A 23,207-nucleotide genomic window follows, 5' to 3' on the forward strand; every position below is an offset into this window, starting at 1 on the left:
CACGCCGGTGCTTCTGTAATTCGTCGCCTCGCCCGCCTCCGCTCGTCGCCCGCCCTCGCGGCCGCCGGGATTCCCGTGTTTGCTCAATGGACCACTTCGCGAAGGAAGAGCCGCCATGCGACGCCCCACCCTTGTCCTGCTCACCGCCCTGCTCGCCCTGGCCGGCGCCGGCTGCAGCAGCCAGAGCTGCGAACCCGGACAGCCCCGCAGCACCAGCAGCGACACCGAGCGCGACACCCGGCAGCAGATCCCCCGCCAGCAGATCGACCCGCGGGTGCAGTCCATTCCCCGTTACTGAATGACGTAGGGCGCATAACCGTTCGCGGTTATCCGCCGCCGTCCGTGCCACCGGGGTGTCCGGCGTGGCCGGCAAATCCAATCGCGGACGGAGTCCGCTCCTACGACCGTGCTTCCCTGGCACCATTCGTTTGCGATTCGCGCCCATCGTAGGGCGCATAACCGTTCGCGGTTATCCGCCGTCGGCCGTGCCACCGGGGCGTCCGGCGTGGGCGGTGAATCCAATCGCGGACGGAGTCCGCTCCTACGTCCGTGCTTCCTGGAACCGTAGGAGCGGACTCTGTCCGCGATTCGGCGGATAACGCCGTAGGCGTTATCCGCCCTACGGGAAGCCCGGGAGCTTCGCGGTTTCGCATTACGCCGAACGGTCCCCTCTCCCGCTTGCGGGGGAGGGTTAGGGAGGGGGGCGGCGTCAGGGTTGGCAGAGGTGCGTGAGCGAAGTCCGTCCCCTCTCCCCAACCCTCTCCCTGAAGGGAGAGGGGGCTGTCCCGAGCAAGCGGATAACGCAGCGTCAGCCGGCAAACTCGTAGGGCGAATAACCGTTCGCGGTTATCCGCCGTTGGCCGATGCGCCCATGCACGACAAAAACGGCGGATAACGCCGTAGGCGTTATGCGCCCTACGGGTTTCCAGAGAAACAACCGAGCGCACCGGAACGCCCCTTCAGAAGGCCGAGCGAAACCCGCGCTCAGGAGGTCATGCGACATGGATGTCGCGAGAGCCCCGATGGGCTACAGGGACGTACCCTCGGGGCGGGCCTCCGTGGCGGGGGAATTCGTGAGGGTAGCCCGGCTCCATCGGGCCCGTATGTCGGGGCAAGCCTTTTTGGTTACTTTTGTGGCGACTGACAAAAGTGACTCGCCCGAGGGGGCGAAACAAAAAACATCCGAGCACTCGGAGCGGCGCGCTACACCAACCCCCCAAGCCAATTGGGTTATTCCCCTTCGGGCCAGCGCAAGCGCTGTTCGCGATGGAGCCGCGTCCCGCGTTCGCGGGAATGACGAGGTCGGGTTGGGAGCGCGGGACAAGGCTCCGCAAGTGAAGCCATCCCCCCACACCCCCAGCCACCTCACAACCGCCGGCCATTCAGCAGGAAGTGCGACAGCGCCGGGATCAGCAGCAGCGCGCCGAGCATGTTCCAGAGGAACATGAAGGTCAGCAGGATGCCCATGTCGGCCTGGAACTTGATCGGCGACCAGGCCCAGGTCACCACGCCGGCGGCCAGGGTCACGCCGACCAGCGCCACCACCTTGCCGGTGAAGATCACTGCCTGGCGGTAGGCCAGCGCCAGGGAGAAGCCGGCGCGCTGCAGTTGCAACTGCACGCTGAGCAGGTAGAGCGCGTAGTCCACGCCGATGCCGACGCCCAGGGCGATCACCGGCAGCGTCGCCACCTTCACGCCGATGCCGAGGAACACCATCAGCGCCTCGCAGAGCATGGAGGTCAGCACCAGCGGCAGCATGGCCACGAGGGTCGCGCGCCAGCTGCGGAAGGTGATCAGGCAGAACAGGCTGACCGCCGCGTAGATGTACAGCAGCATGGTGTGGTTGGCCTGGCGCACCACGCTGTTGGTCGCCGCCTCGATGCCGGCGCTGCCGGCGGCGAGGAGGAACTGGCGGTCCGGCGTGCCATTGGCCTTGGCGAAGTCTTCGGCGATCGCCGTCACCTCTTCCAGGGTCTTCGCCTTGTGGTCCCTGAGGAAAGCGATCACCGGCATCACCGAGCACTCGGTGTTGAACAGCTCCGGGGTGTTCACCGAGGCCTGCTGGGCCGAGTAGTTGAGCACGTCCTGGTTGCGCTGCAGGCTGGCGAACTTGGGATTGCCCTCGTAGGTGCCGGCGGTGATCTGCCGCACCGCGTCGGCCAGCGACACCGTCGCCTGCACCCCGGGGTGCTGCTGCAACGCCCAGCCCAGGCGGTCGGCGAGCACCAGCGTGCGGTAGTTCAGGCAACCTTCGGCCGGGGTTTTCACCATGACCGCGAACAGGTCGCTGGACAGCGCGTAGTGGCTAGTGATGTAGGCGTTGTCGCGGTTGTAGCGCGAGTCGGCGCGCAACTCGGGCGCCCCGGCGTCGAGGTCGCCGATCTGCAGGTGCTGGCTGACCGCGAAGCTGCCGGCGCCGATCAGCGCGGCGCAGGCCAGGGCGATGCTGGCCCAGCGCCGTTCGGTGAAGTGGTCGAGCAGGCTCCACAGCCGGCCCAGGCCCTGCTCGCGGGCCTCCTGCTGCTCCTCGCGCAGGGCACGGGCGGCGGCGCGCGGGCTGACGCCGATGAAGGACAGCGCCACCGGCATCAGCAGCAGCGAGGTGAAGACCAGTACCGCCACGCCGATGCTCGCGGTGATCGCCAGCGCCTTGATCACCGGGATGTCGATCAGCATGAGCACGCCGAAGCCCACGGCGTCGCACAGCAGCGCGCTGACGCCGGCGAGGAACAGGCGGCGGAAGGTGTTGCGCGCCGCCACCAGGCGGTGGGTGCCGCGGCCGATGTCCTGCATGATGCCGTTCATCTTCTGCGTCGCATGGGACACGCCGATGGCGAAGATCAGGAACGGCACCAGGATCGAGTACGGGTCCAGGGCGTAGCCCAGCCAGGCGATCAGCCCCAGCTGCCAGACCACCGCCAGCAGCGAGCAGAAGATCACCAGCAGGCTGCTGCGCAGGCAGCGGGTGTAGAGCAGGATGATGACGAAGGCCGAGACCACCGCCAGGCCGAAGAACATCATCACCCGCAGCAGCCCGTCGATCAGGTCGCCCACCAGCTTGGCGAAGCCGATCACGTGGATGCGCACGGCGCCCTTGCCCGGCCCGCCGGCGTCGAAGGCACGCCGGTCGCCCTGGTACTCGTACTTCAGGCGCAGCGCATCCAGCTCGTGGGAGAACTGCCGGTAGTCGATGCCCTTGCCGGTGGCCGAGTCATGGTCCAGCAGCGGCACCACCAGCATGCTCGAGCGGAAGTCGTTGGCCACCAGGCTGCCGACGATGCCGGCGCGGGCGATGTTCTGCCGCAGCCCGGCGATGCCCGCCGCGTCGCCGGCATAGCCGTCGGGCATGACCGGGCCGCCCTGGAAGCCCTCCTCGGTCACCTCGGTCCAGCGTACTGCCGGCGACCACAGCGACTTCATCCAGGCACGGTCGACACCGGGGCTGAGGAACAGCTGGTCGTTGATCTGCTTGAGCGTTTCCAGGTAGGCGGGGTCGAAGATGTCGCCGTGGCTGCTCTCCACCACCACCCGCACGGCGTTGCCCAGCCCGCGCAGCGCGGCGCGGTTGTCCAGGTAGTTGCGGATGTACGGATGGCTGTGGGGGATCATCTTCTCGAAGCTGGGCTTGATCTCCAGGCGGGTCAGGGCCGTCCAGCCGAGCAGCAGCGTGACCAGGGCGATCAGGCTGACGAACAGGATCCGGTGGTTGAACACCAGGCGCTCCAGCAGGCTGCCGCTGTGCGCGTCGAAATCCCGCAGGTCGTGGATGACGGGCATCTGCCCTTGCTTGAGGTCGACCATGATGAGGCTATCTCTTTTATCTTGTTCTTATCGGGCGGCCGGCAGCGCGCTGCGCTGCAGGCCGCGGCTGCCCACCAGCAGCAGGCTGTCGCCGCTGGCCAGGGCGGCGCTGACCGGCGTGCGCTGGGCCAGCGCCAGGGGCGTGAAGCTGGCGCCGTCGTCGCTGCTCACCAGGCCCTGCCCGGACTGGCTGAACAGGTAGAGGCGGCCATCGTCGGCGAAGCCGGCCGCGGTCAGGCTCACCGGCAGGCCGGTGCTCACCAGGGCCCAGTGCGCGCCGTCATCGACACTGCGTGCCGCATGGCCGCGCAAGCCGTAGGCGAACAGCAGGCCGGGCTTGCCGACGATGCCGAAGAAGGTGCCCTGGTACGGCGAGTTCAGCGCGACGAAGCGCTGGCGCTGGCGGTCCAGCTTCAGCAGCAGGCCCTGCTCGCCGACGATGAACAGGTCATCGCCCACCGCCGCGATGGCGGTCAGGTGCAGCGATTGCGGGTTGTCGATGCGGTGGTTCCAGGGCGTCCAGCTGAGGCCGCCGTCGGCGGTGTGCAGGATCAGGTCGAAGGCGCCGACGACGAAGCCCTCGCGCGCGTCCTTGAACCAGACGTCGAGGAACGGCTTGTCGGCGCCCTCCTCCTTCATGCGCTGTGCCTGCTCCAGCAGCGGGGCGTTGTCCGGTTGCGGATTGGCCGCGTAGAAGTCCAGCATCAGCTGGCCGATGCGCCGGCCGTCGAGCTGGCGCGTCCAGTGCAGGCCACCGTCGGCGCTGTGCAGTACCACGCCGTCGTGGCCGACCGCCCAGCCGTCCTGCGCCGTCGGGAAGCGGACGGCGGTGAGGTCCGAACTGACCGGCACCTCGGCCTGCTGCCAGCGCTTGCCGTTGTCGTCCGAATACAGGATGTGCCCGCGCTGGCCGACCACCACCAGGCGCTGGCCGGCCCGGGCGATGGCCGCCAGCGGGCTGCTCTGGGCCAGCATGGAACGCTGCGCCGGCAGGTCCAGCACGTCGACGTACTCGTCGGCCCGGGCCACGCCGGCCAGCAGCGCCAGCCCCAGGCCGGCGCAGGCCAGGCTGGGCATGAAGGGAAATCGCATACCGCTACCTCATCAGATGGAAGGCGGCGGCCCGTGCGGGCCGCCGCTGCCGGGCCCGGCGCGTCAGCGGATGCCGCTGCCGGCCAGGGCCTCGGGGGACCACTGGGTCTTGGCCAGCGGTTCGATGTAGTTGATGCCGCCGTAGGGCCCGACGATGCCGTTGATGTTGTAGCTGCCGGCACTGAGGTCGTAGATCATGAACGGCGTGGCGTCCGGGATCTGCTTGTCGTAGCTCTGGCTGAGGAAGGCGAAGGAGCCGCGGTACAGCTGGCCGCGCGCGTCGTACTCGTCGGACGCCAGGGCCACCCAGCTGTCCTCGTCGAGGTAGAAGCGGCGCTTGGCGTAGATGTGCCGCGCATCCGACTTCAGCGTGCCTTCCACCACCCACACGCGGTGCTTCTCCCAGCGCACGTAGTCCGGCGCCAGGTGGTTCGGCGTGACCACCGGCTTGATGTCGCTGGCGTAGGTCAGGCGGTAGGTGTTGTAGGGCACGATCATTTCCTGCTTGCCCAGCAGCTTCCAGTCGTAGCGGTCCAGCGCGCCGTTGAAGACGAACACGTCGTCGTAGGTGCCGGCGCCGGCCATGCCCGGGTTGGGGGTGTCGTAGGCCAGGTTCGGCGCCAGCTTCACCCGGCGCTGGCCGGGCAGGTACTGCCAGGCGCGGCGCGGCTGCTGCAGCGGGTTGGCGGCGTCCTTGAGCATCATAGCCTCGCCGGCGCGGCGCGCGGGGCCGGTGTAGTAGAGCTTCATCTGGTAGTAGACCTCGGTGCCCTTCACCGGCTGCGCCAGGTCCTCGTAGATCGGGTAGTTGATGAAGGCCTGGCCGGTGGTGGCGAGGTTGGCGCTGCCGGCGGCGTCGACGTTCCAGGAGTCGTACTTGGCCTTGATGTTCACCCCCTGGTAGCGCAGCAGGAAGTTCCACATGGCCTCGGCGCCGCTCTTGGGAATCGGGAAGGGTACGCCCGGCAAGGCATTGTCGATGGCCATGCCGCCTTCCAGGGCCTGGGTGGCCACGGCGTTCTTCTTGCTGTTTTCCAGCACGGCCTGGGGCAAGGCGGCGCTGCGGTGGGTCGGGTAGACGTCGACGCGGAAGCTCGGGTAGCGCCTGGCCAGTTCCAGGGTGGTGGCGCTGAGCTGGGCCTTGTACTGCTCGGCGTTCTTGCCGTCGATCACCAGCAGCGGCTTGTCGCCGGCGAAGGGGTCCGGGCGCATGCTGTCGCCGGGCTTGAAGCCGGCCGGGGCCTGGGTCAGGCCGCCGCTGTAGGCGGGAATGGCGCCGTCGGCGCTGGCGCCCTTCTCGGCACCGACCGGGGTCAGGCTGGCGCCCAGCTGCGCGGCCTCCTGGGGGGAAACCGCGGCCAGCGCCGCGCCGCTCAGGGCCAGGCCGAGCGCCGTGGCCAACAGGGAAGGCTTGAGGTTCATGGGGTGTATCTCCTGCTCCGCTCACGGAGCCGTGCGTGAATTCAGAAGGTTGCCTTGAACGAGGCGGTGACCATGCCGCGGTCCTTCAGCAGGGGCGCGAGGCCGGCCTGCGAGGTGATCTGCCCGGGGATGCACTGGTACAGGCCGTTGGCGCCGGGAGTGTTGTTGTCGCGGCCGGTCTCGCAGGTGTCGAAGGGGCCGAAGGCGTCGACGTACTTCAGGTCGAAGCGGTACTTCTGGTGGAAGTCCGCGGCCACGCCGACCGAGTAGCTGCCGGCATCCTCGTTGCCGCCCAGCTGCACCGCCGAGTTGCCGTGCAGGCCGACGTTGTAGGCCATCGGCATGGACAGGTCGACGCCGGGGAAGGCCTGGTACCAGGTGGGGGTGAAGCTGGCGGACATGGCGTAGGCGTTGGGGGTGACCTTGTCGACGCCGCGGTAGCTGGAGTCGCCCTTGAAGGTCTGTTCGCCCTCGGTGACCTTCACCAGGTGCGTCAGGGTGCCTTCCAGCGCCAGGCTGGAAGCGTCCCACAGCGGGGTGGCGCCGAAGGTCACCAGGCCGTTGAGCACCACGTGGAAGGTCTTGCCGCGGGCCAGGCCGGTATCGCCGTCCGAAGGCCGCTCGCCGATCAGGTTGGCGCCGTTGATCAGGCCGCGCTGGGCCGCGGCGTAGAGCGTCGGGTTGATGGTGGTGAAGTTGCTCGCCAGCGGCATGTTCTCGCGGTAGTTCAGGTCCAGGCCGACGCTGACCGGGCCGATGTTCTTCGACAGGCTGATGCCGTAGATGTCGATGTCGTCGGCGTAGGCGGTGAAGTAATTCATCCCCGGCAGGCCGGCCAGGCCGGGCCGCTGCAGGTTGGGCGCGTCCACCAGCACCGCCGGCAGGGTGTCGGAGGTCTTGCGGTAGTAGAAGCCCAGGGTGCCGTCGAGCCACTCCGGGCTCCACTTGGCCATCAGGCCGAAGTCGCCGGTGTTGCTCGGCGTGGCGTCGTGGCCGCGCGGCGCGCCGTAGTAGGCCGCCGAGGCCGGGATCGGCAGCCAGAAGACCTTGCCGCCGTCGTTGAGCATGTCGTACGGCCCCATGTAGGTGCCGCCTTCGGGGAAGCGCGAGTTCTCGAACTCGAGGAAGTACTGCGCCGCCAGGGTCAGCTCCGGGTTCACCGTGAGCGACATGGACAGCTGGTTGCGCGGCATGAACAGTTCCTTGGCCTCGGTGCCGGGCACGTTGTACAGCTTGCCCAGGTCCAGGGCCGACTGGCCGTAGTTGATGCCGTTGGCGGCGCTGAACAGCGTCTCGCCCCAGTACACGGTGTGACGGCCGAGCTTGCCGCTGAGCAGCATGCCGTCGCCGACCTCGTGGCTGGCGAAGACGAAGGCGTCCAGCAGCTCGCCCGAGGGCCCGTTGTAGTAGCGGTCGGCGAAGCCGTTCAGGCCGCTGGTGGCCGGCTGCGCGCCGGCCGGTGCGAGCACCCTGCCGCTGCCGTTCACCAGGTGGCCGGCGTTGGCGCGCTGCCCGGGGAAGGCGTTGCTGCCGCCGACGTGGTCATAGGCATGGTCGTACCAGCCGGCGCCGCTGAGGCGGAAGCCCATGCTGTCGCGGTAGACGAAGTCCAGCTCGCTGAGCAGGTCGAAGCGCTGCGTCACCGCACTGCCGACGCCGAAGTTGCGGTCGCCGTCGTTGACGTTGGCGGTGTTGGCGATCTTGCTGTTCTGCCCTTCCACGCGCTGCCCGTAGCTGAGCTTCACGGTGTTGTCGAAGCGCAGGCTGATGTCGGGGTTGCCGGTATCGATCTCCACCGCCTGCACCAGCGGGCTGCCGATGCTGGCGAGGATGGCCGAGGCCAGCAGGCAGCGGCGCAGGGGCCGTGCCGGGTACTTCTGATTGTGCATTGGATTGCTCCGTTTCTTGTTGTTGTCGGCACGCACTTCAGGCTCGTCTTGCGGCCCTTTCTTGTTCACGCCCCGGAACCTGCGGGCGAGGCACGGCTCCGGCGGCGGGCGCCGGCGCCATGAGTCGGGAAACTCAGTGGTCCAGCTGGCGGATCAGGGCGTCGGCCCGTGGCCAGTCGCCAAACCCGGAGGCCGGGTTGAGGTGGCCGACGCAGCCCAGCTCGACCAGGCTGCCGCCCCAGTCGCGGGCCATGCGCTGCACCGCGGCGAGGCTGGCCAGGTGGTCGTTCTCGCTGGCCGCCACCAGGCTGGGGAACGGCAGGCGCCGGCGTGGCAGCGGGGTCCAGCCGTTCTCGGCCAGGCTCTGCGGCGTCGGGTAGCCTTCCGGCCAACGGGCGTCCAGGTCCGGCGGGGTGGCCAGCAGCGCGCCCTTGACCGGCCGGCTGTAGCGCGCCGCCCAGTGCACCACCATCAGCACCCCGGCGCTGTGCGCGACCAGGATCAGCGGCCCGTCGATCTGCTCGACCTCGCGCTGGATGGCCTCGACACGGGCGTCGAGGTTGAGCTTGTCCTCGGTCAGCGGCGGTACCGAGCGGACCTTCGGCAGGCGCGCCTGGAGCAGCGTCTGCCAGTGCCCGGGCACGTGCTCGCGCAGGCCGGGGACGATGAGGACGGTGGTGTCGTTGGCGTGGCTCACCGGATTACCTCGCGGCGGTTTCGAAGATGTTGGAGCAGACAGTAGAGGCGCACCGCCGGGGCTGCTTTGCATAGGGCGTCAGGTACTTCGCATTTGATGACAACCCGGTACCCGGCCGTCCTGCGCCGGCCGCATCATCCGAGGCCTGCGCCCTCTGCGACGGGCCCAAGGCGCGTCGCTGGGCTAATCTTTCCCGCGCGGGCGGCCGACACGGCCGATAGAATCCGTCGTCATGGGACAAGCCGGATGCGCGGTTACCGCTTCGTCCACTTGACCTTGCGTGACACTCTCGACGACAGAAGAAGAAAAAGAAGGCGACCGATATGACCCCAATGGTGCGTGTGGCGGCCCTGACCAACTACCTGGAGGTGGCCCGTCACCTCGGCCTGAACCCGCAGCAGCAGCTCAGCCAGGTGGGCCTGAGCCAGTCCATGCTCGACAACGCCGAGCAGCGCATTCCCACCGCGGCGGCGGTGCGCCTGCTGGAGGAATCGGCGCGCGCCAGCGGCTGCGAGACCTTCGGCTTGCGCATGGCCGAGTCGCGGCAACTCTCCGACTTCGGCGTGATCAGCCTGCTGCTCACCCACCAGGCGACCCTGCGCGAGGCCATCGACACCATCGTCCAGTACCGCCACCTGATCAACGAGTCCCTGGCCCTGTACGTCGACCAGGAAGGCCGTACGGTGATCCTCCGCGAGGAGCTGGTGACCGTGCCGCCGATGCCGGCGCGCCAGGGCATAGAGCTGGCGGTGGGGGTGCTCTACCGGCTCTGCGGCGCCCTCCTCGGCCCGCACTGGAAGCCGCTGAGCGTGAACTTCACCCACGACGCCCCGGCCGACCTGCAGGTGCACCGCCGGCTGTTCGCCTGCAAGATCGAGTTCGGCAGCGAGTTCAACGGCATCGTCTGCCCGGCCACCGCCCTGGACGCGCCCAACCCCCTGGCCGACCCGGCCATGGTGCGCCACGCCCGCAGCTTCGTGGACTCGCTGCCTGGCGCCGCCGAGGCCAGCACCCTGAACGAGGTGCGCAAGGCCATCTACCTGCTGCTGCCCATGGGTCGCGCCACCATCGAGCAGATCGCCCTGTCCCTGGGGCTGAACGTGCGCACCCTGCAGCGCCGCCTGGAAGACAACCGGGTGACCTTCTCCGACCTCATCAACGAAGTGCGCCGCGAACTGGTGCTGCGCTACCTGGAGAACCCGCGCTACAGCCTGGGGCGCATCGCCGACCTGCTCGGCTACTCCATGCCCAGCTCCTTCACCCGCTGGTTCACCCAGCAGTTCGGCATGGCCCCGGCGGCCTGGCGGCGCCAGCACGGGCGCAAGGAGGAGTGAGGGACGGTGGTGCCGGCGGTTGGTTCGGCGTGGGCGGGCTCAAGAGCCCCCTCTCCCGCAAGCGGGAGAGGGGGCTGTCCTGAGCTGCCGGAGCGTCCGGAGTCATCCTGATAGCCCTCACCGCCGTCGGCCGTGCCACAGGGATGTCCGGCGCGGCTGGTGAGTCCAATCGCGGACGGAGTCCGCTCCTACACCCGTGCGTCCTGGAACCGTAGGAGCGGACTCTGTCCGCGATTCGGCGGATAACGCCGTAGGCGTTATGCGCCCTACGGGGAACCCGGGAGCTTCGTGATTCCGCTTCATGCCGAACGGTCCCCTCTCCCGCTTGCGGGGGAGGGTTAGGGAGGGGGGACGGAGTCAGGGTTCGCGAGCAAGCTCGCTCCTACGAAGAGCAGTGCCGCTCTTGATTTTGGGTTTCCAGAGAAACAACCGAGCGCACCGGAACGCCCCTTCAGAAGGCCGAGCGAAACCGGCGCTCAGGAGGTCATGCGACATGGATGTCGCGAGAGCCCCGATGGGCTACAGGGACGTACCCTCGGGGCGGGCCTCCGTGGCGGGGGAGTTCGCGAGGGTAGCCCGGCTCCATCGGGCCCGTATGTCGGGGCAAGCCTTTTTGGTTACTTTTGTGGCGACTGACAAAAGTGACTCGCCCGAGGGGGCGAAACAAGAAACATCAACGCACTCGGAGCGGCGCGCTACACCAAGCCCCCAAGCCAATAGGGTTCTCGCGTTCGCAGGAATGACGACTGGTGGAAAGGCGCACGAGCCCAAGGTCCGCAAGCACCCCCCCTACGAATCCCCCCTCACACCAGACGAAAAAAAGGCCGGCAAGGGCGCTGCCCCCCTGCCGGCCCCACCTCGGGTCGGGCTGTGGTTGACCGTCACAGCCCCCAGTGCAGCATCGCGAGTACCAGCACGGCGAGGAAAACGGTTTCGCCAACCATCAGCAGGATCGGCCGGATCCCCACCGTGGCCAGCTCGCGCAGCTGGGTCTTCATGCCCAGCGCGGCGATGGCGATCACCAGGCACCATTGCGACAGCTTGCCGCCGGCCTGCTGCACCACCTCGGGCACCAGGCCGGTGCTGTTCAGCGCGGCCAGCAGCACGAAGCCCACGGCGAACCACGGCAGCAGCGGCGGGCGCTTGCTGCCCGGCTCCACGCCGCGGGCACGGGTGATCATGGCGGCGCAGAGGATCACCGGCAGCAGCATGGCCACGCGCATCAGCTTGACCACCGTGGCCACGTCGCCGGTCTCGTGGGACATGCTGTAGCCGGCGCCCACCACCTGGGCCACGTCGTGGATGGTGCCGCCGAGGAACATCCCGGCCTGCAGCGGCGGCAAGGCCAGGAGGTGAGCGATGGTCGGGTAGAGGATCATCGCCAGGGTCGACAGCGCCGAGACGCCGAGCACGGTGAACAGCGTGGCCTTCTCCTTCTTCTCGTGGGCCGGCAGGGCCGCCGCCAGCGCCAGTGCCGCCGAGGCCCCGCAGATCGCGGTGGCGCCTCCGGAAAGCAGGCCGAACAGGCTGTTGAAGCCCATGGCGCGGGCGGCGGCGATGGACACCAGGATGGTCACGACCACCAGCACGACCACCATCGCCACCGGCTGCCAGCCGAGCGCGGCGATCTGCCCGAGGGTGATGCGGATGCCCAGCAGCGCCACGCCCAGGCGCAGCACCTCGCGGGCGGTGAACTCGATGCCGGCCTTGCAGGTGCCGTCGGCGGAGAGGAAGTTCAGTGCCAGCCCCAGCAGCAGGGCGAAGAGCATCACCGGCGCGCCGTAGTGCTCGGACAGGAAGGTGGCCGCGGCGGCGACCATGGCGCTGACCAGCAGGCCGGGCAGCAGGGTACGGCTGCGCGTACCCAGCGCAGCGATGGCGGTGGCGCTCATGCGGGAAGCTCCTCGGGCGCGGAATCGGAAATCACGACGATGCAGGTGTCGCCGTCCCATTCGATGGCGTGGCGGCGCACGCCGAACCCGGCCACCCCGGCGGCGCAGCCCGTGGCCAGGTCGAAGCGCAGGCCGTGGGCCGGGCATTGCAACCAGCGGCCCTGCAGCTTGCCGGAGAACAGCGAGGCGCCGGCGTGGGGGCAACTGTCGTCTATGGCGTAGTACTCGCCCTCGACGTTGAACAGCAGCACGCCGCGCCCGTCGAGGAAGAACAGGCGCCGCCCGCCCTCCCCCGGCAGTTGCCCGGCGGGCACGGCCAGGTTGCTCATGCCCCTTCCTCCGCCTGGTGCTTGCGTTCCACGGCGCGCGACAGGGCCGCCAGCAGTTGTTCCGGCGGCTGGGCGCCGAGGGCGAAGGGCCGGCCTTCGAGCAGGAACAGCGGTACGCTTGAATCGGCCAACCCCACCCGGCGGCCGATAAAATAGCGTGCTCCCTCCGTCAGTGCCTGCTCGAAGTCACCGGTCTGGTAGCCGCAGGCGCGCAGGATGCGCCGCAGCGAATCGGTTTGGCCAAGGTCGTCGCCCAGCACGAAGTGCGCGCGGAACAGCTGTTCCAGCAGGCACTCCAGTTGTACCGGCGTACCGACCTGGGCCGCGCGCTGGAACACCCGGTGCGCATAGGTGGTGTTGGGCATGACGCGGATGCGCTCCAGCTCGATGTCGACCCCGGCCTTGCGCGCCGCGTTGCGCACCTCGGCCTGCCGCGCGCGCACCGCGCGCTTGCCGCCCAGGCGGCGCAGGTAGAACTCGGCGAAGGGCTCGCCCTGCATCGGCACCTGCGGCAGCAGTTGCAGGCCCAGCCAGGAAAGGTTGACGCGAACCTCCGGGCGCTGCTGGGCGAACGCGCGCAGCGCCGTTTCCAGGTTGCGCTTGCCGATCAGGCACCAGGGGCAGATGAAGTCGAAGGTCATCTCCAGTTGCAGGTTCAGCATGCCGCGCCCTCCCCGCCCCGCAGGCGCTGGATGTCGGCCGGGTAGTGGCGGTAGGCGTAGCAGAACACCAGGGCCGCGGCGACGCTGATCAGCGGTATCAGCTGGAAGGCCCGGTCCAGCCCCAGGTGGTCGGCCAGCACGCCGGTGAGCAGCGGGCCCGGGGCCAGGCCCAGGAGGTTGTTGACCAGGGTCAGGGTGGCGAAGGCGGTGCCGTGCACGGCGGCGTGGGTCAGGTTGGCGACCATGGCCCCGGCCGGCCCGGACGTGCCGGTGGCGACCAGCATGGCCAGGGCGATCAGGCTCAGCTGCACGGCACCCGGCGGCAGGCGGAAGGCGACCGACAGCAGCAGGCAGCTGATCACGCAGAAGGCGATGGCCAGGACGATCTTGCGCTGCGGCGCGGTGCGCCCCAGGCGGTCGCAGAGGATGCCGCAGAGCACCATGCCGGTGCCGCCGACCAGCACCACCAGGCCCGAGACCATGCCGGCGCGGTCGGTACCCATGTGGTAGTAGCGGTTCAGGTAGCTGGGCAGCCAGACCATCACCGCAGCGCCGACGAACAGCTGCAGGCCACTGCCGATGTAGGCGCTGACCACCGAGCGGCTGGCGAACAGGCTCTTCAGCGAATGCCCGCTACGCGTGCCCGAGGTGGTGCGCACATGGCCGATGCGCTTGTCGTTGACCAGCAACGGGTAGGCCAGGGCCAGCAGCAGGCCGAACAGCGCCATGCCGGCGAATGCCCAGCGCCAGCCCAGGTGTGCGGCCAGCACGCCGCCTAGGCCCATGCCCAGCACCGAGCCGAACATGCCGCCGGCCATGAAGGCGCCGGTCAGGGTCGCGCGCAGGTGCGCGGGGAACACCGAGATCACCACGGCGATGCCGACGCTGCCGTAGGCCGCCTCGCCCACGCCCACCAGGAAGCGCGCGGCGAACATCTGCGGGAAGTTCTCGGCCAGGGCGCAGCCGAGGGTGGCCAGGCTCCAGAGCATGGCCATCAGCACCAGGCTGCGCACCCGTCCCCAGCGGTCGGCCAGCAGCGACAGCGGGAAGGTCAGCACGCCGACCATCACCGCCACTATGCCGCTGAGCAGGCCCAGCTGCGCATCGCTCAGCGCCCACTCGGTCTTGAGCAGCGGGAACACCGCATTGAGCACCTGGCGCGACATGTAGTCGGAGATCAGCAGGCCGAAGGTCAAGGCGAACACCACCCAGGCGTATCGGCGCGACACGCTGGGTTCGGTGGCGGGAATGTCGCCCAGGGCGACGGAGTGGATGGCCATGGCGCTACCTCTCCAGGCGAGATGGTTTCTTGTTGTTGTAATGGACGGCGGCCGGGGCACGGGCCCCGGCCGGCACTGCTCAGGCGCGTTGCGGCACGCCTTTGTGGCCCGGCACGCGGTTCGGCGCCATGCCGTTCATGCGCAGGGTTTCCTCGATGCTCTCGTACTGTACGCCGATGCGGTAGATCGCCCGTGCCTCGCGGCCGTCGGCGACTTCGCGGCCCAGTTCGTGGGCGACGCGCACGCACTGCTGGATCTGCTCCACCGAGGTCATGCGCTGGCCGTGCTGGTCGATGATGGTGTCCTCGATGCCGCAGCGCGGGTGCAGGCCCATGGCCATGGCGATCATGTTGAACGGCAGCACGTTCTTCAGCAGCGACTCGGCGGTGACGCAGGCGCCATCGGGTGCGCGGTGCACGAAGTTCATGAAGTTGAACGGGTTGGGGCCGTCGAAGCCACCGCCGATGCCGATCCAGGTCAGGTTCAGCGGGCCCTTGTAGACGCCCTTGCGCACCAGGCGCTCGAGGGTTTCCAGGGCGTGCATGCCGGTGAGCTGGAAGTGCGGCTGGATATCGTTCGCCTGCAGGCGCTTGAGGTGCTCCTCGACCCAGGCCGGGCCGGCGGGCACGGTCATCTCGCTGTAGGCCGCCTGGTACGCCGGGTTGGCCAGGGAGGTGCCCGCCAGGTATTCGGGGTAGAGCAGCTCCATGATGTTCATCTGGGTGGTGTTGATCGCCACCGTTACCTGGTCCGGCTTGGGCGTCAGCTCGGCGAGCATGTGCCGGGTGTCGTCGGACAGCCACTTGGCCGCCTCGCCCTCGTCCTCCGGGGCGAAGGAGATGGAGCCACCGACCTGGATGATCATCTCCGGCACCGCCTCGCGCACGCCGGCGATCAGCTCGTTGAACTTGGACAGGCGCTTGGAGCCCTTGCCGTCCAGCTCACGCACGTGCAGGTGGAGCACGGTGGCACCGGCCTCGTAGCAGTCCACGGCCTTCTGCACCTGCTCGTCCATGGTCACCGGGATGTCCTCGGGGAAGTCCTCGGGCATCCATTCCGGGCCGTAGGGAGCCACGGTGATGACCACCTTCTCCTGGTTTTCCGGGTGCAGGGAATCGTCGAAAAATTGCATGTCGGTCTCCTCGGATTGTTCTTGTCGGATCGACGTCGGGCGTTCGGCCCGGCTCAGTACGGCTTGTCGCCGATGATCCCGGCGCGCTCCATCTGGCGCACGCAGGGCGGGTAGTCCATCACTGCGTAGTGCTGGGTGCAGCGGTTGTCCCAGATCGCCACGCTGTTCTTCTTCCAGCGCCAGCGCACCTGGTACTCGGGGATGTAGGCCTGGCTCACCAGGTAGCGCAGCAGGTCGCCGGCGCCGGGGTTGGCGTCCTGGCCGAAGCGCACGTTCTGCGCGGTGTGGTAGTTGCTGAAGTGGGTGGTGAAGGCGTTGACGAACAGCACCTTCTCGCCGGTTTCCGGGTGGGTGCGCACCACCGGGTGCTCGGCGTCGGGGTACTGCGCCTTGAGCGCCAGGCGCTTGTCGATCGGCATGGCCGCGCCGAAGCTCGCCTCGATGCTGTGGCGCGCGCGCAGGTCGGCGATCTTCTCCTTGATCTCCGCGGGCAGGTTCGCATAGGCCAGGGCCATGTTCGCCCACAGGGTGTCGCCGCCCACCGGCGGGCACTCCACGCAGCGCAGCACGCAGCCCATGGGCGGGATCTCGCGCCAGGTGGCGTCGGTGTGCCAGGCGTTCTCGTAGCGGTCGTTGGGCTGGTTGGGGTTCTTGTAGATGCGCACCAGGCCCGGGTGCTCCGGGTCGCTGCCGGCCACCGGGTGGTCCTCCAGCTCGCCGAAGCGGCGGGCGAAGGCCACGTGCTCGGCGCGGCTGATGTCCTGGTCGCGCAGGAACAGCACCTTGTGTTCGAGCAGCAGGCGGCGGATCTCGGCGAACAGGTCGGCGTCCCGTGAGGCGTCGCCCAGGTTCACCCCGGAGATTTCGGCGCCGATGCTGCAGGTCAGTCGTTCCACGTGCATGGCCAGGCCCTCAGATGACGAAGATGGATGAACCGGTGGTCTTGCGCGCTTCCAGGTCGCGGTGCGCCTGCACGGCGTCCTCCAGCGCGTAGTGCTGGTTGATCTCGATGCGGATGTCGCCGTTGCCGACGTGGCCGAACAGCTCGTCCAGCAGCGCCTGCTTCTCCAGCGGGTCGGCGATGTAGTCGGCCAGCGCCGGGCGGGTGAGGAACAGCGAGCCCTTCATCGCCAGCAGCACCGGGTCGAAGGCCGGGATAGGCCCGGAGGCGGTGCCGACGCAGACCATCAGGCCGCGGCGCTTGAGCGAATCCAGCGAGGCCATGAAGGTGTCCTTGCCGACGCTGTCGAAGACCACGTCGACGCCGCGGCCGTCGGTCAGCTCGCGCACGCGGCTGGCGACGTCTTCCTCGGCGTAGTTGATGACGTGGGCGCAACCGTGGTCATAGGCGATCTGGGCCTTGGCCGCGCTGGACACGGTGCCGATCACGTTCAGCCCCAGCAGCCTGGCCCACTGCGCGACGATTAGGCCGACGCCGCCGGCCGCCGCGTGCAGCAGCACGCTGTCGCCCGGCTCGAAGTAGTGGATGCGGCGCAGCAGGTAGGCCGAGGTGAGGCCGCGCATGGTCATGGCCGCGGCGGTCTCGAAGGCGATGTTCTCCGGCAGGCGGATCAGCGGCGCGGCCGGCACCAGGCGCTCGGTGGCGTAGGCACCGAGGGTGTTGACGAAGCCGGTGTAGGTGACGCGGTCGCCGGGCGCCACGTTGGCCACGCCCTCGCCCACCGCCACCACCACCCCGGCGGCCTCCACGCCCATGCCCGAGGGCAGCGGCACCGGGTAGGTGCCGTTGCGGAAATAGGTGTCCGCGTAGTTCAGGCCCACCGCCACGTGGCGGATGCGCACCTGCCCGGGGCCGGGGTCGCCGACCTCCACCTCCTCGAAGCGAAGTACCTCGGGGCCCCCTGTCTCGTAAAAGCGTACGGCCTTGGCCATGCCGGATTCTCCAGTCTGCATTGTTCTGCTGGGCACTCGCCCATGGACCGGACTCTAGGCAGGGGGCCTGCTGGCTGCTTCACATGGCACGACAGGCAATTCGCATTTCATGACAGGGGCACGAAGCCGGCCGTCGAGCCGACCGCAGGCCCCTCGCCGCCTCACCGCTGGCGGCCGAACGCTTCGATACGCGCCGGCAGGTCGTCCTCGACGAGGCCAACGCCATGGGCTACCACGCCGGCCTCTCGCGCACGAGCCGCTCGCTCGCCGAGGTGGCGGTGGCGCTGACCTTCTCCATCGTCATCGGGCTGATCGCGGACCTCGACCGCCCCCACGAAGGCGCCCTGCAGGTGAGCCAGCAGGCGTTGATGGACCTACGCGTGGGCCTGCACCCATACCGCAGTTGGGCAACGCAGCGCATGGCGGCCGGGTTTCAGCCGCCATGCCGGGAACTGCGGGGCCCCGTCACTTGCCGCTGGTCACCCGCGTCCACAGCCGCGTGCTCAGGCGCATGCCGGCCGGCGACAGGGTCTGGATCGGGAACAGGCTGTCGAGGACTTCCTTCGGCGGGTAGACCGCCGGGCTGTCGCGCAGCGCCGGGTCGACGTACTGCAGCGCGGCGGCGTTGCCGTTGGGGTATTTCACCGCGTTGCTGATGTTGGCGATCACCTTGGGCTCGAGCAGGTAGTTCATGTAGGCGTAGGCGTTGGCCAGGTGCGGCGCGTCCTTGGGGATCACCACGGTGTCGATCGCCACGGTGGAGCCCTCGCGCGGGATGCTGTAGCCCAGGTTCATGCCGTTCCCCGCCTGGTGCGCGCTGCTCATGGCCTGCAGCACGTCGCCGCTGAAGCCGATGGCCACGCAGATGTTGCCGTTGGCCAGGTCGCTGACGTACTTGGACTGGTGGAAGTAGCGGATGTAGGGACGGATGGCCAGCAGTGCCGCCTCGGCCTTCTTCAGGTCCTCGGGGTTCTGGCTGTGCGGGTCCAGGCCCAGGACCTTGAGGGTGATGGAGACGATCTGCGTCGGGTTGTCGAGGAAGGCCACGCCGCACTGGCTGAGCTTCTTGATGTTCTGCGGGTCGAACAGCAACTGCCAGGACTGGGTCACGTCGGTGTTGCCGAAGATGGCCTTGACCTTGTCGGCGTTGTAGCCGATGCCCACCGTCACCCACATGTAGGGGATCGCGTACTGGTTGCCCGGGTCGCTGGCCGCGAGGATCTGCATCACCTTGGGATCGAGGTTGTTCCAGTTGGGCAGCTTGCTCTTGTCCAGCACCTGGATGGCGCCGGCCTTGATCAGGCGCGGCAGGAAGTGGCTGGACGGGCTGACCAGGTCGTAGCCGCTGCCGCCGGTCATCAGCTTGGCTTCGGTGGTCTCGTTGCTGTCGATGACGTCGTAGGTGGGCTTGATGCCGGTACGCTGGGTGAACGTGGCCAGGGTGTCGTCGGCGATGTAGCCGCTCCAGTTGGCGATGTTGACGGTTTCCTCCGCCTGGGCGGTGCCGGCGAGCAACGCCATCGAGAACATGGCGGCACAGGTGCGCTTGATCATCTGCTTCCTCTCTTGTTTTGGCTGTGGCCTGTGAATCGCGGGGTCAGCGTTCGTTTCTCGCCCGGTGGACTTCCCAGGCCATGCGCACGCTGGCGCCGATGTCGAAGAAGGGCCTGGGCGGCAGGTAGCCGGGCCGGGCCTGGCTGAGCACGTCGCCGAGCAGGGGCGAGTCGATGCCGCAGGCCATCTCCACCAGCAGGCGGCCCCACAGGGTGCCGCGGGCGACACCGGAGCCATTGCAGCCGGCGACCGCGTGCAGCCCCTCGTCGACCCGGGCGAAATAGGGCTCGCCGGAGCGGGTGCCGCTCAGGTGGCCGGTCCAGGTGTATTCGAGGTCCTGCGCCTGGATGCCCGGGAAGCGCTTCTGCAGCCCCCGCAGGTGCTCGCCTTGGCGCACGGCCAGTTCGCCGGCGTCGAGGTCGCGCTGGCGGTACTCGACGGTGTTGCGAATCATCAGGCGGCGCCCCGGCAGCAGGCGCAGGGTGCAGCCGCCCGGCAGGGTCGAGAGCACGCCCCAGCCCTGCTCGTCGAACAGCGACCGCCAGTGTTCTTCGGTCAGCGGGCGGGTGATGCTGGCGCTCAGTTCCAGCGCGAAGGTGCCGCTGCGCCGCAGCCCCACCCGCGGCAGGAAGGCGCCGACGCAGACCAGGACCTGCGCGGCCTCCACCTCGCCGACCGGGGTGCGCGCCTTCCAGCCCCGGCCCGGCAGGCGCCGCAGGTCGGTCACGGCGCTGTTTTCATGCACCGCCACCGGTTCCGGCAGGCTGTCGGCCAGGCCCTTGACGTAGCGCGCCGGCTGCAGCAGCCCGTTGCCCCCGGCGCAATGGATCGCCCGGGCGTAGAACGCCGTGCCCAGGCGCTTCTGCAGGGCATCGCCCTCGAAATAGCGCGCCTGGGCGCCGACCGCCCGCAGGGTTTCCACGGCCCGTTCGGCCTGCTGCAGGTGCGCCGGCTCGAGCACCGCGAAGTGGTAGCCGTCGTCGCTGAGTTCACAGGCTATGCCCAGCCCGGCGATGCGACGGCGCACCTCCTTGCCGGCCTCGACGCCGATGCGCGAAGCCACCTGGTAAGCGGCGAACCCCGGGGTGCCGAGCAGCTCGCCGGCGCCGGGCAGTTCGTGGCTGACCACGAAGCCGGAGTTGCGCGCGGAGGCGCCCTGGGCAACCCGCTGGCGGTCGAGCAGGACGATGCGCTGCGACGGGAAACGGCTCGCCAGGGCATGCGCCGCCGAGAGGCCGGTGATGCCGCCGCCGATGATCAGCCAGTCGGCCTTGTGGGCGCCTTCCAGGCGCGGCCGTACGGGAGATTCGCCGGCCAGCGCGATCCAGCCGCAGTGGTTGTTCATTGCCTTTCACTCCTTCACAATCGATGCGCAGGCGTTATTGGCAATAACCCCATGAATGCGCCGCATGGCCTTAATCTACGGGCAGACATGGCCAGGTTCTAACGTTAAAAATTCATCCATCCATTCGGAATTCGCATGGATAACATGCTTCGCGTTCCCTCGCTGCAGGCGCTGCAGGCCCTGGTTCGGGTCGCCGATACCAGCAACTTCACCGAAGCCGCCCGGCAGCTGCACCTGACCCAGAGCGCCATCAGCCGGCAGGTGCAGCAGCTCGAGGAGCACTACCAGACGGCGCTGTTCGAACGCACCAGCCGCAAGGTGGCGCTGACCGCCCACGGTCGGGAGGTGTACGAGGTCGCCCGGGAGATGCTCAAGGCATTGCGCGCACTGGAGCAGCGCCTGGCGCCGCCGCCCCAGGACCGGCCGTTCCGCATCCGCATCTTCGTGTCGCTGGCGGTGCGCTGGCTGCTGCCCAGGCTGAGCTCGTTCTATGCCGTCAACCCCGGCCTGTGCCTGTCCATCGAGACCGTCAGCGGCGAGACGGTGGACACCGGCGGCGACTGCGACGCCTACGTGCTCTACCTGCCCGGCGGCCTGGACGAGCGCCCGCTGACGCCGCTGTTCGACGAATACCTGATCCCCGTCTGCGCCCCGCAGCTCAGCGGCGGCCTGGCGCCGCCACGCTCGCTCGACGAACTGGCCGGCCACGCCCTGATCCACGGCTCCACCGGCCGCCACGAATGGACGCTCTGGCTGCAGGCCCAGCAGGACCTGGCCGAGCGCAGCTTCAAGCACATCCTCTTCAACCTCGACGACCTGGCGCTGGACGCCGCGGCCCGGGGCCTGGGCGTGGCCATGACCGACAAGGTCCTGGCCCACGACGCCCTGGCGCGCGGCGACCTGGTCGTCCCCTTCGGCGAGGCCCTGCGAACCGGCGGCGTGTACGCGCTCTGGCTACGCGACAGCGGCGTGAAACACCCCGCGTGCCAGGCCGTGCTGAACTGGTTCGAGGAGCAGCTCGAACAGACGACGGGGCAGGCGCAGGGGGATCGGGCCGGCTGACCCGGCACGCCCAGGTCGTTCCGGGGCCAGGTGGACGGCCCCGGCTGCGAAAAAGCCTGGTGGGTGCGCCTGCCACCCCACCCTCACTGGCGCTTGCCGCCATTTATTGAGATGATAATTATTCGCATATACGCCTAACCCCTCCCCTCGCGACCGTCAGACACCCGGCACCGTGACAGACCCAGGCCAACACAAGCTGCAGCTGTTCCTTACCCACCGCACCGCGCTGGTCACCTACGCCACGCCCATCGTCGGTTGCCGGGCGCACGCCGAAGACGTCGTCCAGGAGGCCTGGCTGCGCTTCGCCAGCGCGGAAATGAACGTCGCCCAGCTGCACCAGCCCAGCGCCTACCTGTACCGCATCGTGCGCAACCTGGCGCTGGACTTCGTGCGCCGTCCACTGCATGGGGAACAGCAGGCGGCAGACGATGACTTCTTCGACTTCCTCAGCGACCAGCGCCCCTCGCCGGAACAGATCGCGCTGCAGCGCGAGGAATTGCAGCGCGTGCACCGCGCGCTCGGCGAGTTGCCCGAGCGTACGCGACGGGTCTTCGAGCTGTACCGCCTGGAAGGCCTGACCCTGCAGGCCATCGCCGACCAGCTGGGACTTTCGGTGGGGATGGTCCACAACCTGGTGCGCCAGGCCCTCGGCCACTGTGCACGGAGCCTGACCGACGATGGACAATGAAACCTGGCGCCGCGGGCGCAAGCGCCCGACAATGGCGCCCTCCTACCCCATGGATGAGCAGGACTGCGTGAGCGAGACCGACGAGCGACACCCGCCCCGGGACGATGATCCGGCCTGGCAGCAGGCCATGGACTGGCTGATGCGCCTGCGCGAAGCGCCGGATTCGATGGAACTGCGCCGCGCCTGCCGCGCCTGGGCCGAGGCCGACCCGCGCCACGCCCGGGCGCTGCGCCAGCTCGGGCGGGCCTGGCAGCTCAGCGGCATGCCCGCCGAAAGCGCATCGGCGCAAGCGCTGGCGCCCCATGCCGCGCCTGTGGCGCCAAGGCCCCAGCCCCGGCGGCGCAAGCGCTGGCCGCAGGCATTGGCGGCCTCGCTGCTGCTGGGCATGCTCGCCTGGACCCTCCAGCCGGAGGACCCCAACCGCTTCAGCGCCAGCACCAACCGCGAACTGCGCCTGCCCGATGGCAGCCAGGTATCGCTCGCCGCCGGCAGCCGCCTGGAGCTGGCGTTCAGCGGCAACCAGCGGCAGGTCCGCCTGGTGCAGGGCGAGGCCTTCTTCGACGTCGCCCACGACAGCGCGCGCCCCTTCAGCGTCGAGGCCGGTGGCGGCACGGTGGTGGTGACCGGCACGGCCTTCGACGTCCGTGCCGAGGGGCAGGCCTGGGAGGTAGCGGTGGCGCGCGGTTCGGTGCGCGTCCAGCCGCCCCGTGGCCTGCCGCCGCGCCAGCTGGGCCCCGGTGACCGGCTGCGGGTCGAGGTGCCCGACGGGCAGGTGCGCCAGGAGAAGGTGCCCGCCGGACAGATCGGCGCCTGGCGCCAGGGCCAGCTGCTGGCCAACGACACGCCGCTGCTCGACCTGCTGGAGCAATTGCGGCGCAACTACCCGGGCGTGCTGCTGGTGGATGAACAGGCCTTCGCCGGCAAGCGCGTCACCGGCATCTACGACCTGCGCGATCCACGCCGCGCACTGCAGGCCATGGTCCGGCCCTTCGGCGGCGAAGTGGGCGGCTGGGGCCCGCTGTGGCTGTCGGTACATCCAGGAAAGTAAGAAATTTCATTCGGCGATTGAAAAATCGCCCCCTCACTTACGTCATTGAGCGCTGAACACGACTGATAGTCGTTATCAACTACACAT

19 protein-coding genes are annotated in these 23,207 nt (G+C 68.9%); 5 read left to right on the forward strand and 14 right to left on the reverse strand.

Going from position 1 to position 23,207, the window contains the following annotated elements; translation table 11 throughout:
• Positions 1–115 precede the first annotated feature (115 nt).
• The gene (locus VV867_RS14575) at positions 116–298 is read left to right on the forward strand and encodes a hypothetical protein (RefSeq protein ID WP_275626892.1); all 183 of its coding nucleotides are present in this window, start codon (positions 116–118) and stop codon (positions 296–298) included.
• A gap of 1,067 nt (positions 299–1,365) precedes the next feature.
• Here the strand turns inward: VV867_RS14575 and VV867_RS14580 are convergent.
• From VV867_RS14580 to VV867_RS14600, 5 genes are all read right to left on the reverse strand, one after another.
• Complete coding sequence (locus VV867_RS14580; protein WP_109933052.1) at positions 1,366–3,801, reverse strand: efflux RND transporter permease subunit; 2,436 nt, start codon at positions 3,799–3,801, stop codon at positions 1,366–1,368.
• A 27-nt stretch (positions 3,802–3,828) separates the two neighbouring features.
• Complete coding sequence (locus tag VV867_RS14585) at positions 3,829–4,893, reverse strand: WD40/YVTN/BNR-like repeat-containing protein (RefSeq protein WP_328566778.1); 1,065 nt, start codon at positions 4,891–4,893, stop codon at positions 3,829–3,831.
• A gap of 63 nt (positions 4,894–4,956) precedes the next feature.
• A complete protein-coding gene (locus VV867_RS14590; RefSeq protein ID WP_328566779.1) occupies positions 4,957–6,315 on the reverse strand; it encodes a DUF1329 domain-containing protein in 1,359 nt (452 codons plus the stop codon).
• A 41-nt stretch (positions 6,316–6,356) separates the two neighbouring features.
• A complete protein-coding gene (locus tag VV867_RS14595) occupies positions 6,357–8,204 on the reverse strand; it encodes a DUF1302 domain-containing protein (RefSeq protein WP_275626895.1) in 1,848 nt (615 codons plus the stop codon).
• Between the two features lie 133 nt (positions 8,205–8,337).
• The gene (locus tag VV867_RS14600) at positions 8,338–8,901 is read right to left on the reverse strand and encodes an RBBP9/YdeN family alpha/beta hydrolase (protein ID WP_256595817.1); all 564 of its coding nucleotides are present in this window, start codon (positions 8,899–8,901) and stop codon (positions 8,338–8,340) included.
• A gap of 332 nt (positions 8,902–9,233) precedes the next feature.
• Here VV867_RS14600 and VV867_RS14605 point away from each other — a divergent pair, with 332 nt between their 5' ends.
• Positions 9,234–10,235: an AraC family transcriptional regulator gene (locus VV867_RS14605; RefSeq protein WP_109933057.1), complete on the forward strand. Its 1,002-nt coding sequence runs from the start codon at positions 9,234–9,236 to the stop codon at positions 10,233–10,235.
• An 881-nt stretch (positions 10,236–11,116) separates the two neighbouring features.
• Here the strand turns inward: VV867_RS14605 and VV867_RS14610 are convergent.
• The 9 genes from VV867_RS14610 to VV867_RS14650 all read right to left on the reverse strand — a co-directional run bounded on the left by VV867_RS14610 (position 11,117) and on the right by VV867_RS14650 (position 20,322).
• The gene (locus VV867_RS14610; protein ID WP_275626897.1) at positions 11,117–12,127 is read right to left on the reverse strand and encodes a YeiH family protein; all 1,011 of its coding nucleotides are present in this window, start codon (positions 12,125–12,127) and stop codon (positions 11,117–11,119) included.
• The gene (locus VV867_RS14615) at positions 12,124–12,456 is read right to left on the reverse strand and encodes a Rieske (2Fe-2S) protein (RefSeq protein ID WP_275626898.1); all 333 of its coding nucleotides are present in this window, start codon (positions 12,454–12,456) and stop codon (positions 12,124–12,126) included. The genes VV867_RS14610 and VV867_RS14615 overlap by 4 nt, the downstream gene beginning before the upstream one ends.
• The gene (locus VV867_RS14620; protein WP_328566780.1) at positions 12,453–13,118 is read right to left on the reverse strand and encodes a DsbA family protein; all 666 of its coding nucleotides are present in this window, start codon (positions 13,116–13,118) and stop codon (positions 12,453–12,455) included. Before VV867_RS14620 ends, VV867_RS14615 begins: the two co-directional genes overlap by 4 nt.
• Positions 13,112–14,398: an MFS transporter gene (locus VV867_RS14625; RefSeq protein WP_109935911.1), complete on the reverse strand. Its 1,287-nt coding sequence runs from the start codon at positions 14,396–14,398 to the stop codon at positions 13,112–13,114. Before VV867_RS14625 ends, VV867_RS14620 begins: the two co-directional genes overlap by 7 nt.
• 79 nt (positions 14,399–14,477) lie before the next feature.
• A complete protein-coding gene (locus VV867_RS14630; RefSeq protein ID WP_328566781.1) occupies positions 14,478–15,530 on the reverse strand; it encodes a 3-keto-5-aminohexanoate cleavage protein in 1,053 nt (350 codons plus the stop codon).
• Between the two features lie 53 nt (positions 15,531–15,583).
• Positions 15,584–16,432 (reverse strand): TauD/TfdA dioxygenase family protein, encoded by an 849-nt coding sequence (locus VV867_RS14635; protein ID WP_109935909.1) that lies wholly within the window; start codon positions 16,430–16,432, stop codon positions 15,584–15,586.
• A gap of 10 nt (positions 16,433–16,442) precedes the next feature.
• Positions 16,443–17,423: a quinone oxidoreductase family protein gene (locus tag VV867_RS14640; protein WP_109935908.1), complete on the reverse strand. Its 981-nt coding sequence runs from the start codon at positions 17,421–17,423 to the stop codon at positions 16,443–16,445.
• Positions 17,424–17,888: 465 nt separating this feature from the next.
• Entirely contained in the window at positions 17,889–18,977 is a 1,089-nt protein-coding gene (locus VV867_RS14645) for a polyamine ABC transporter substrate-binding protein (protein WP_328566782.1), read from the reverse strand.
• Between the two features lie 43 nt (positions 18,978–19,020).
• Positions 19,021–20,322 (reverse strand): NAD(P)/FAD-dependent oxidoreductase, encoded by a 1,302-nt coding sequence (locus tag VV867_RS14650; protein ID WP_328566783.1) that lies wholly within the window; start codon positions 20,320–20,322, stop codon positions 19,021–19,023.
• A 135-nt stretch (positions 20,323–20,457) separates the two neighbouring features.
• Here VV867_RS14650 and VV867_RS14655 point away from each other — a divergent pair, with 135 nt between their 5' ends.
• The 3 genes from VV867_RS14655 (at position 20,458) to VV867_RS14665 (ending at position 23,120) form a co-directional block, all read left to right on the forward strand.
• A complete protein-coding gene (locus tag VV867_RS14655) occupies positions 20,458–21,384 on the forward strand; it encodes a LysR substrate-binding domain-containing protein (protein ID WP_328566784.1) in 927 nt (308 codons plus the stop codon).
• Positions 21,385–21,556: 172 nt separating this feature from the next.
• Positions 21,557–22,072: a sigma-70 family RNA polymerase sigma factor gene (locus VV867_RS14660; RefSeq protein ID WP_109935903.1), complete on the forward strand. Its 516-nt coding sequence runs from the start codon at positions 21,557–21,559 to the stop codon at positions 22,070–22,072.
• The gene (locus tag VV867_RS14665) at positions 22,062–23,120 is read left to right on the forward strand and encodes a FecR family protein (RefSeq protein ID WP_328566785.1); all 1,059 of its coding nucleotides are present in this window, start codon (positions 22,062–22,064) and stop codon (positions 23,118–23,120) included. The genes VV867_RS14660 and VV867_RS14665 overlap by 11 nt, the downstream gene beginning before the upstream one ends.
• Positions 23,121–23,207: the final 87 nt, after the last annotated feature.

Source organism: Pseudomonas sp. JH-2 (assembly GCF_036231725.1).
In the GTDB taxonomy this organism is placed as follows: Bacteria; Pseudomonadota; Gammaproteobacteria; order Pseudomonadales; family Pseudomonadaceae; genus Pseudomonas; species Pseudomonas delhiensis.

Excerpts from the sequence above, each read along its gene's own strand:
- VV867_RS14575 (WP_275626892.1), top strand. The coding sequence starts at position 116 with ATGCGACGCCCCACCCTTGTCCTGCTCACCGCCCTGCTCGCCCTGGCC.
- VV867_RS14580 (WP_109933052.1), bottom strand. The coding sequence starts at position 3,801 with ATGGTCGACCTCAAGCAAGGGCAGATGCCCGTCATCCACGACCTGCGG.
- VV867_RS14585 (WP_328566778.1), bottom strand. The coding sequence starts at position 4,893 with ATGCGATTTCCCTTCATGCCCAGCCTGGCCTGCGCCGGCCTGGGGCTG.
- VV867_RS14590 (WP_328566779.1), bottom strand. The coding sequence starts at position 6,315 with ATGAACCTCAAGCCTTCCCTGTTGGCCACGGCGCTCGGCCTGGCCCTG.
- VV867_RS14595 (WP_275626895.1), bottom strand. The coding sequence starts at position 8,204 with ATGCACAATCAGAAGTACCCGGCACGGCCCCTGCGCCGCTGCCTGCTG.
- VV867_RS14605 (WP_109933057.1), top strand. The coding sequence starts at position 9,234 with ATGGTGCGTGTGGCGGCCCTGACCAACTACCTGGAGGTGGCCCGTCAC.
- VV867_RS14610 (WP_275626897.1), bottom strand. The coding sequence starts at position 12,127 with ATGAGCGCCACCGCCATCGCTGCGCTGGGTACGCGCAGCCGTACCCTG.
- VV867_RS14615 (WP_275626898.1), bottom strand. The coding sequence starts at position 12,456 with ATGAGCAACCTGGCCGTGCCCGCCGGGCAACTGCCGGGGGAGGGCGGG.
- VV867_RS14620 (WP_328566780.1), bottom strand. The coding sequence starts at position 13,118 with ATGCTGAACCTGCAACTGGAGATGACCTTCGACTTCATCTGCCCCTGG.
- VV867_RS14625 (WP_109935911.1), bottom strand. The coding sequence starts at position 14,398 with ATGGCCATCCACTCCGTCGCCCTGGGCGACATTCCCGCCACCGAACCC.
- VV867_RS14630 (WP_328566781.1), bottom strand. The coding sequence starts at position 15,530 with ATGCAATTTTTCGACGATTCCCTGCACCCGGAAAACCAGGAGAAGGTG.
- VV867_RS14635 (WP_109935909.1), bottom strand. The coding sequence starts at position 16,432 with ATGCACGTGGAACGACTGACCTGCAGCATCGGCGCCGAAATCTCCGGG.
- VV867_RS14640 (WP_109935908.1), bottom strand. The coding sequence starts at position 17,423 with ATGGCCAAGGCCGTACGCTTTTACGAGACAGGGGGCCCCGAGGTACTT.
- VV867_RS14645 (WP_328566782.1), bottom strand. The coding sequence starts at position 18,977 with ATGATCAAGCGCACCTGTGCCGCCATGTTCTCGATGGCGTTGCTCGCC.
- VV867_RS14650 (WP_328566783.1), bottom strand. The coding sequence starts at position 20,322 with ATGAACAACCACTGCGGCTGGATCGCGCTGGCCGGCGAATCTCCCGTA.
- VV867_RS14655 (WP_328566784.1), top strand. The coding sequence starts at position 20,458 with ATGGATAACATGCTTCGCGTTCCCTCGCTGCAGGCGCTGCAGGCCCTG.
- VV867_RS14665 (WP_328566785.1), top strand. The coding sequence starts at position 22,062 with ATGGACAATGAAACCTGGCGCCGCGGGCGCAAGCGCCCGACAATGGCG.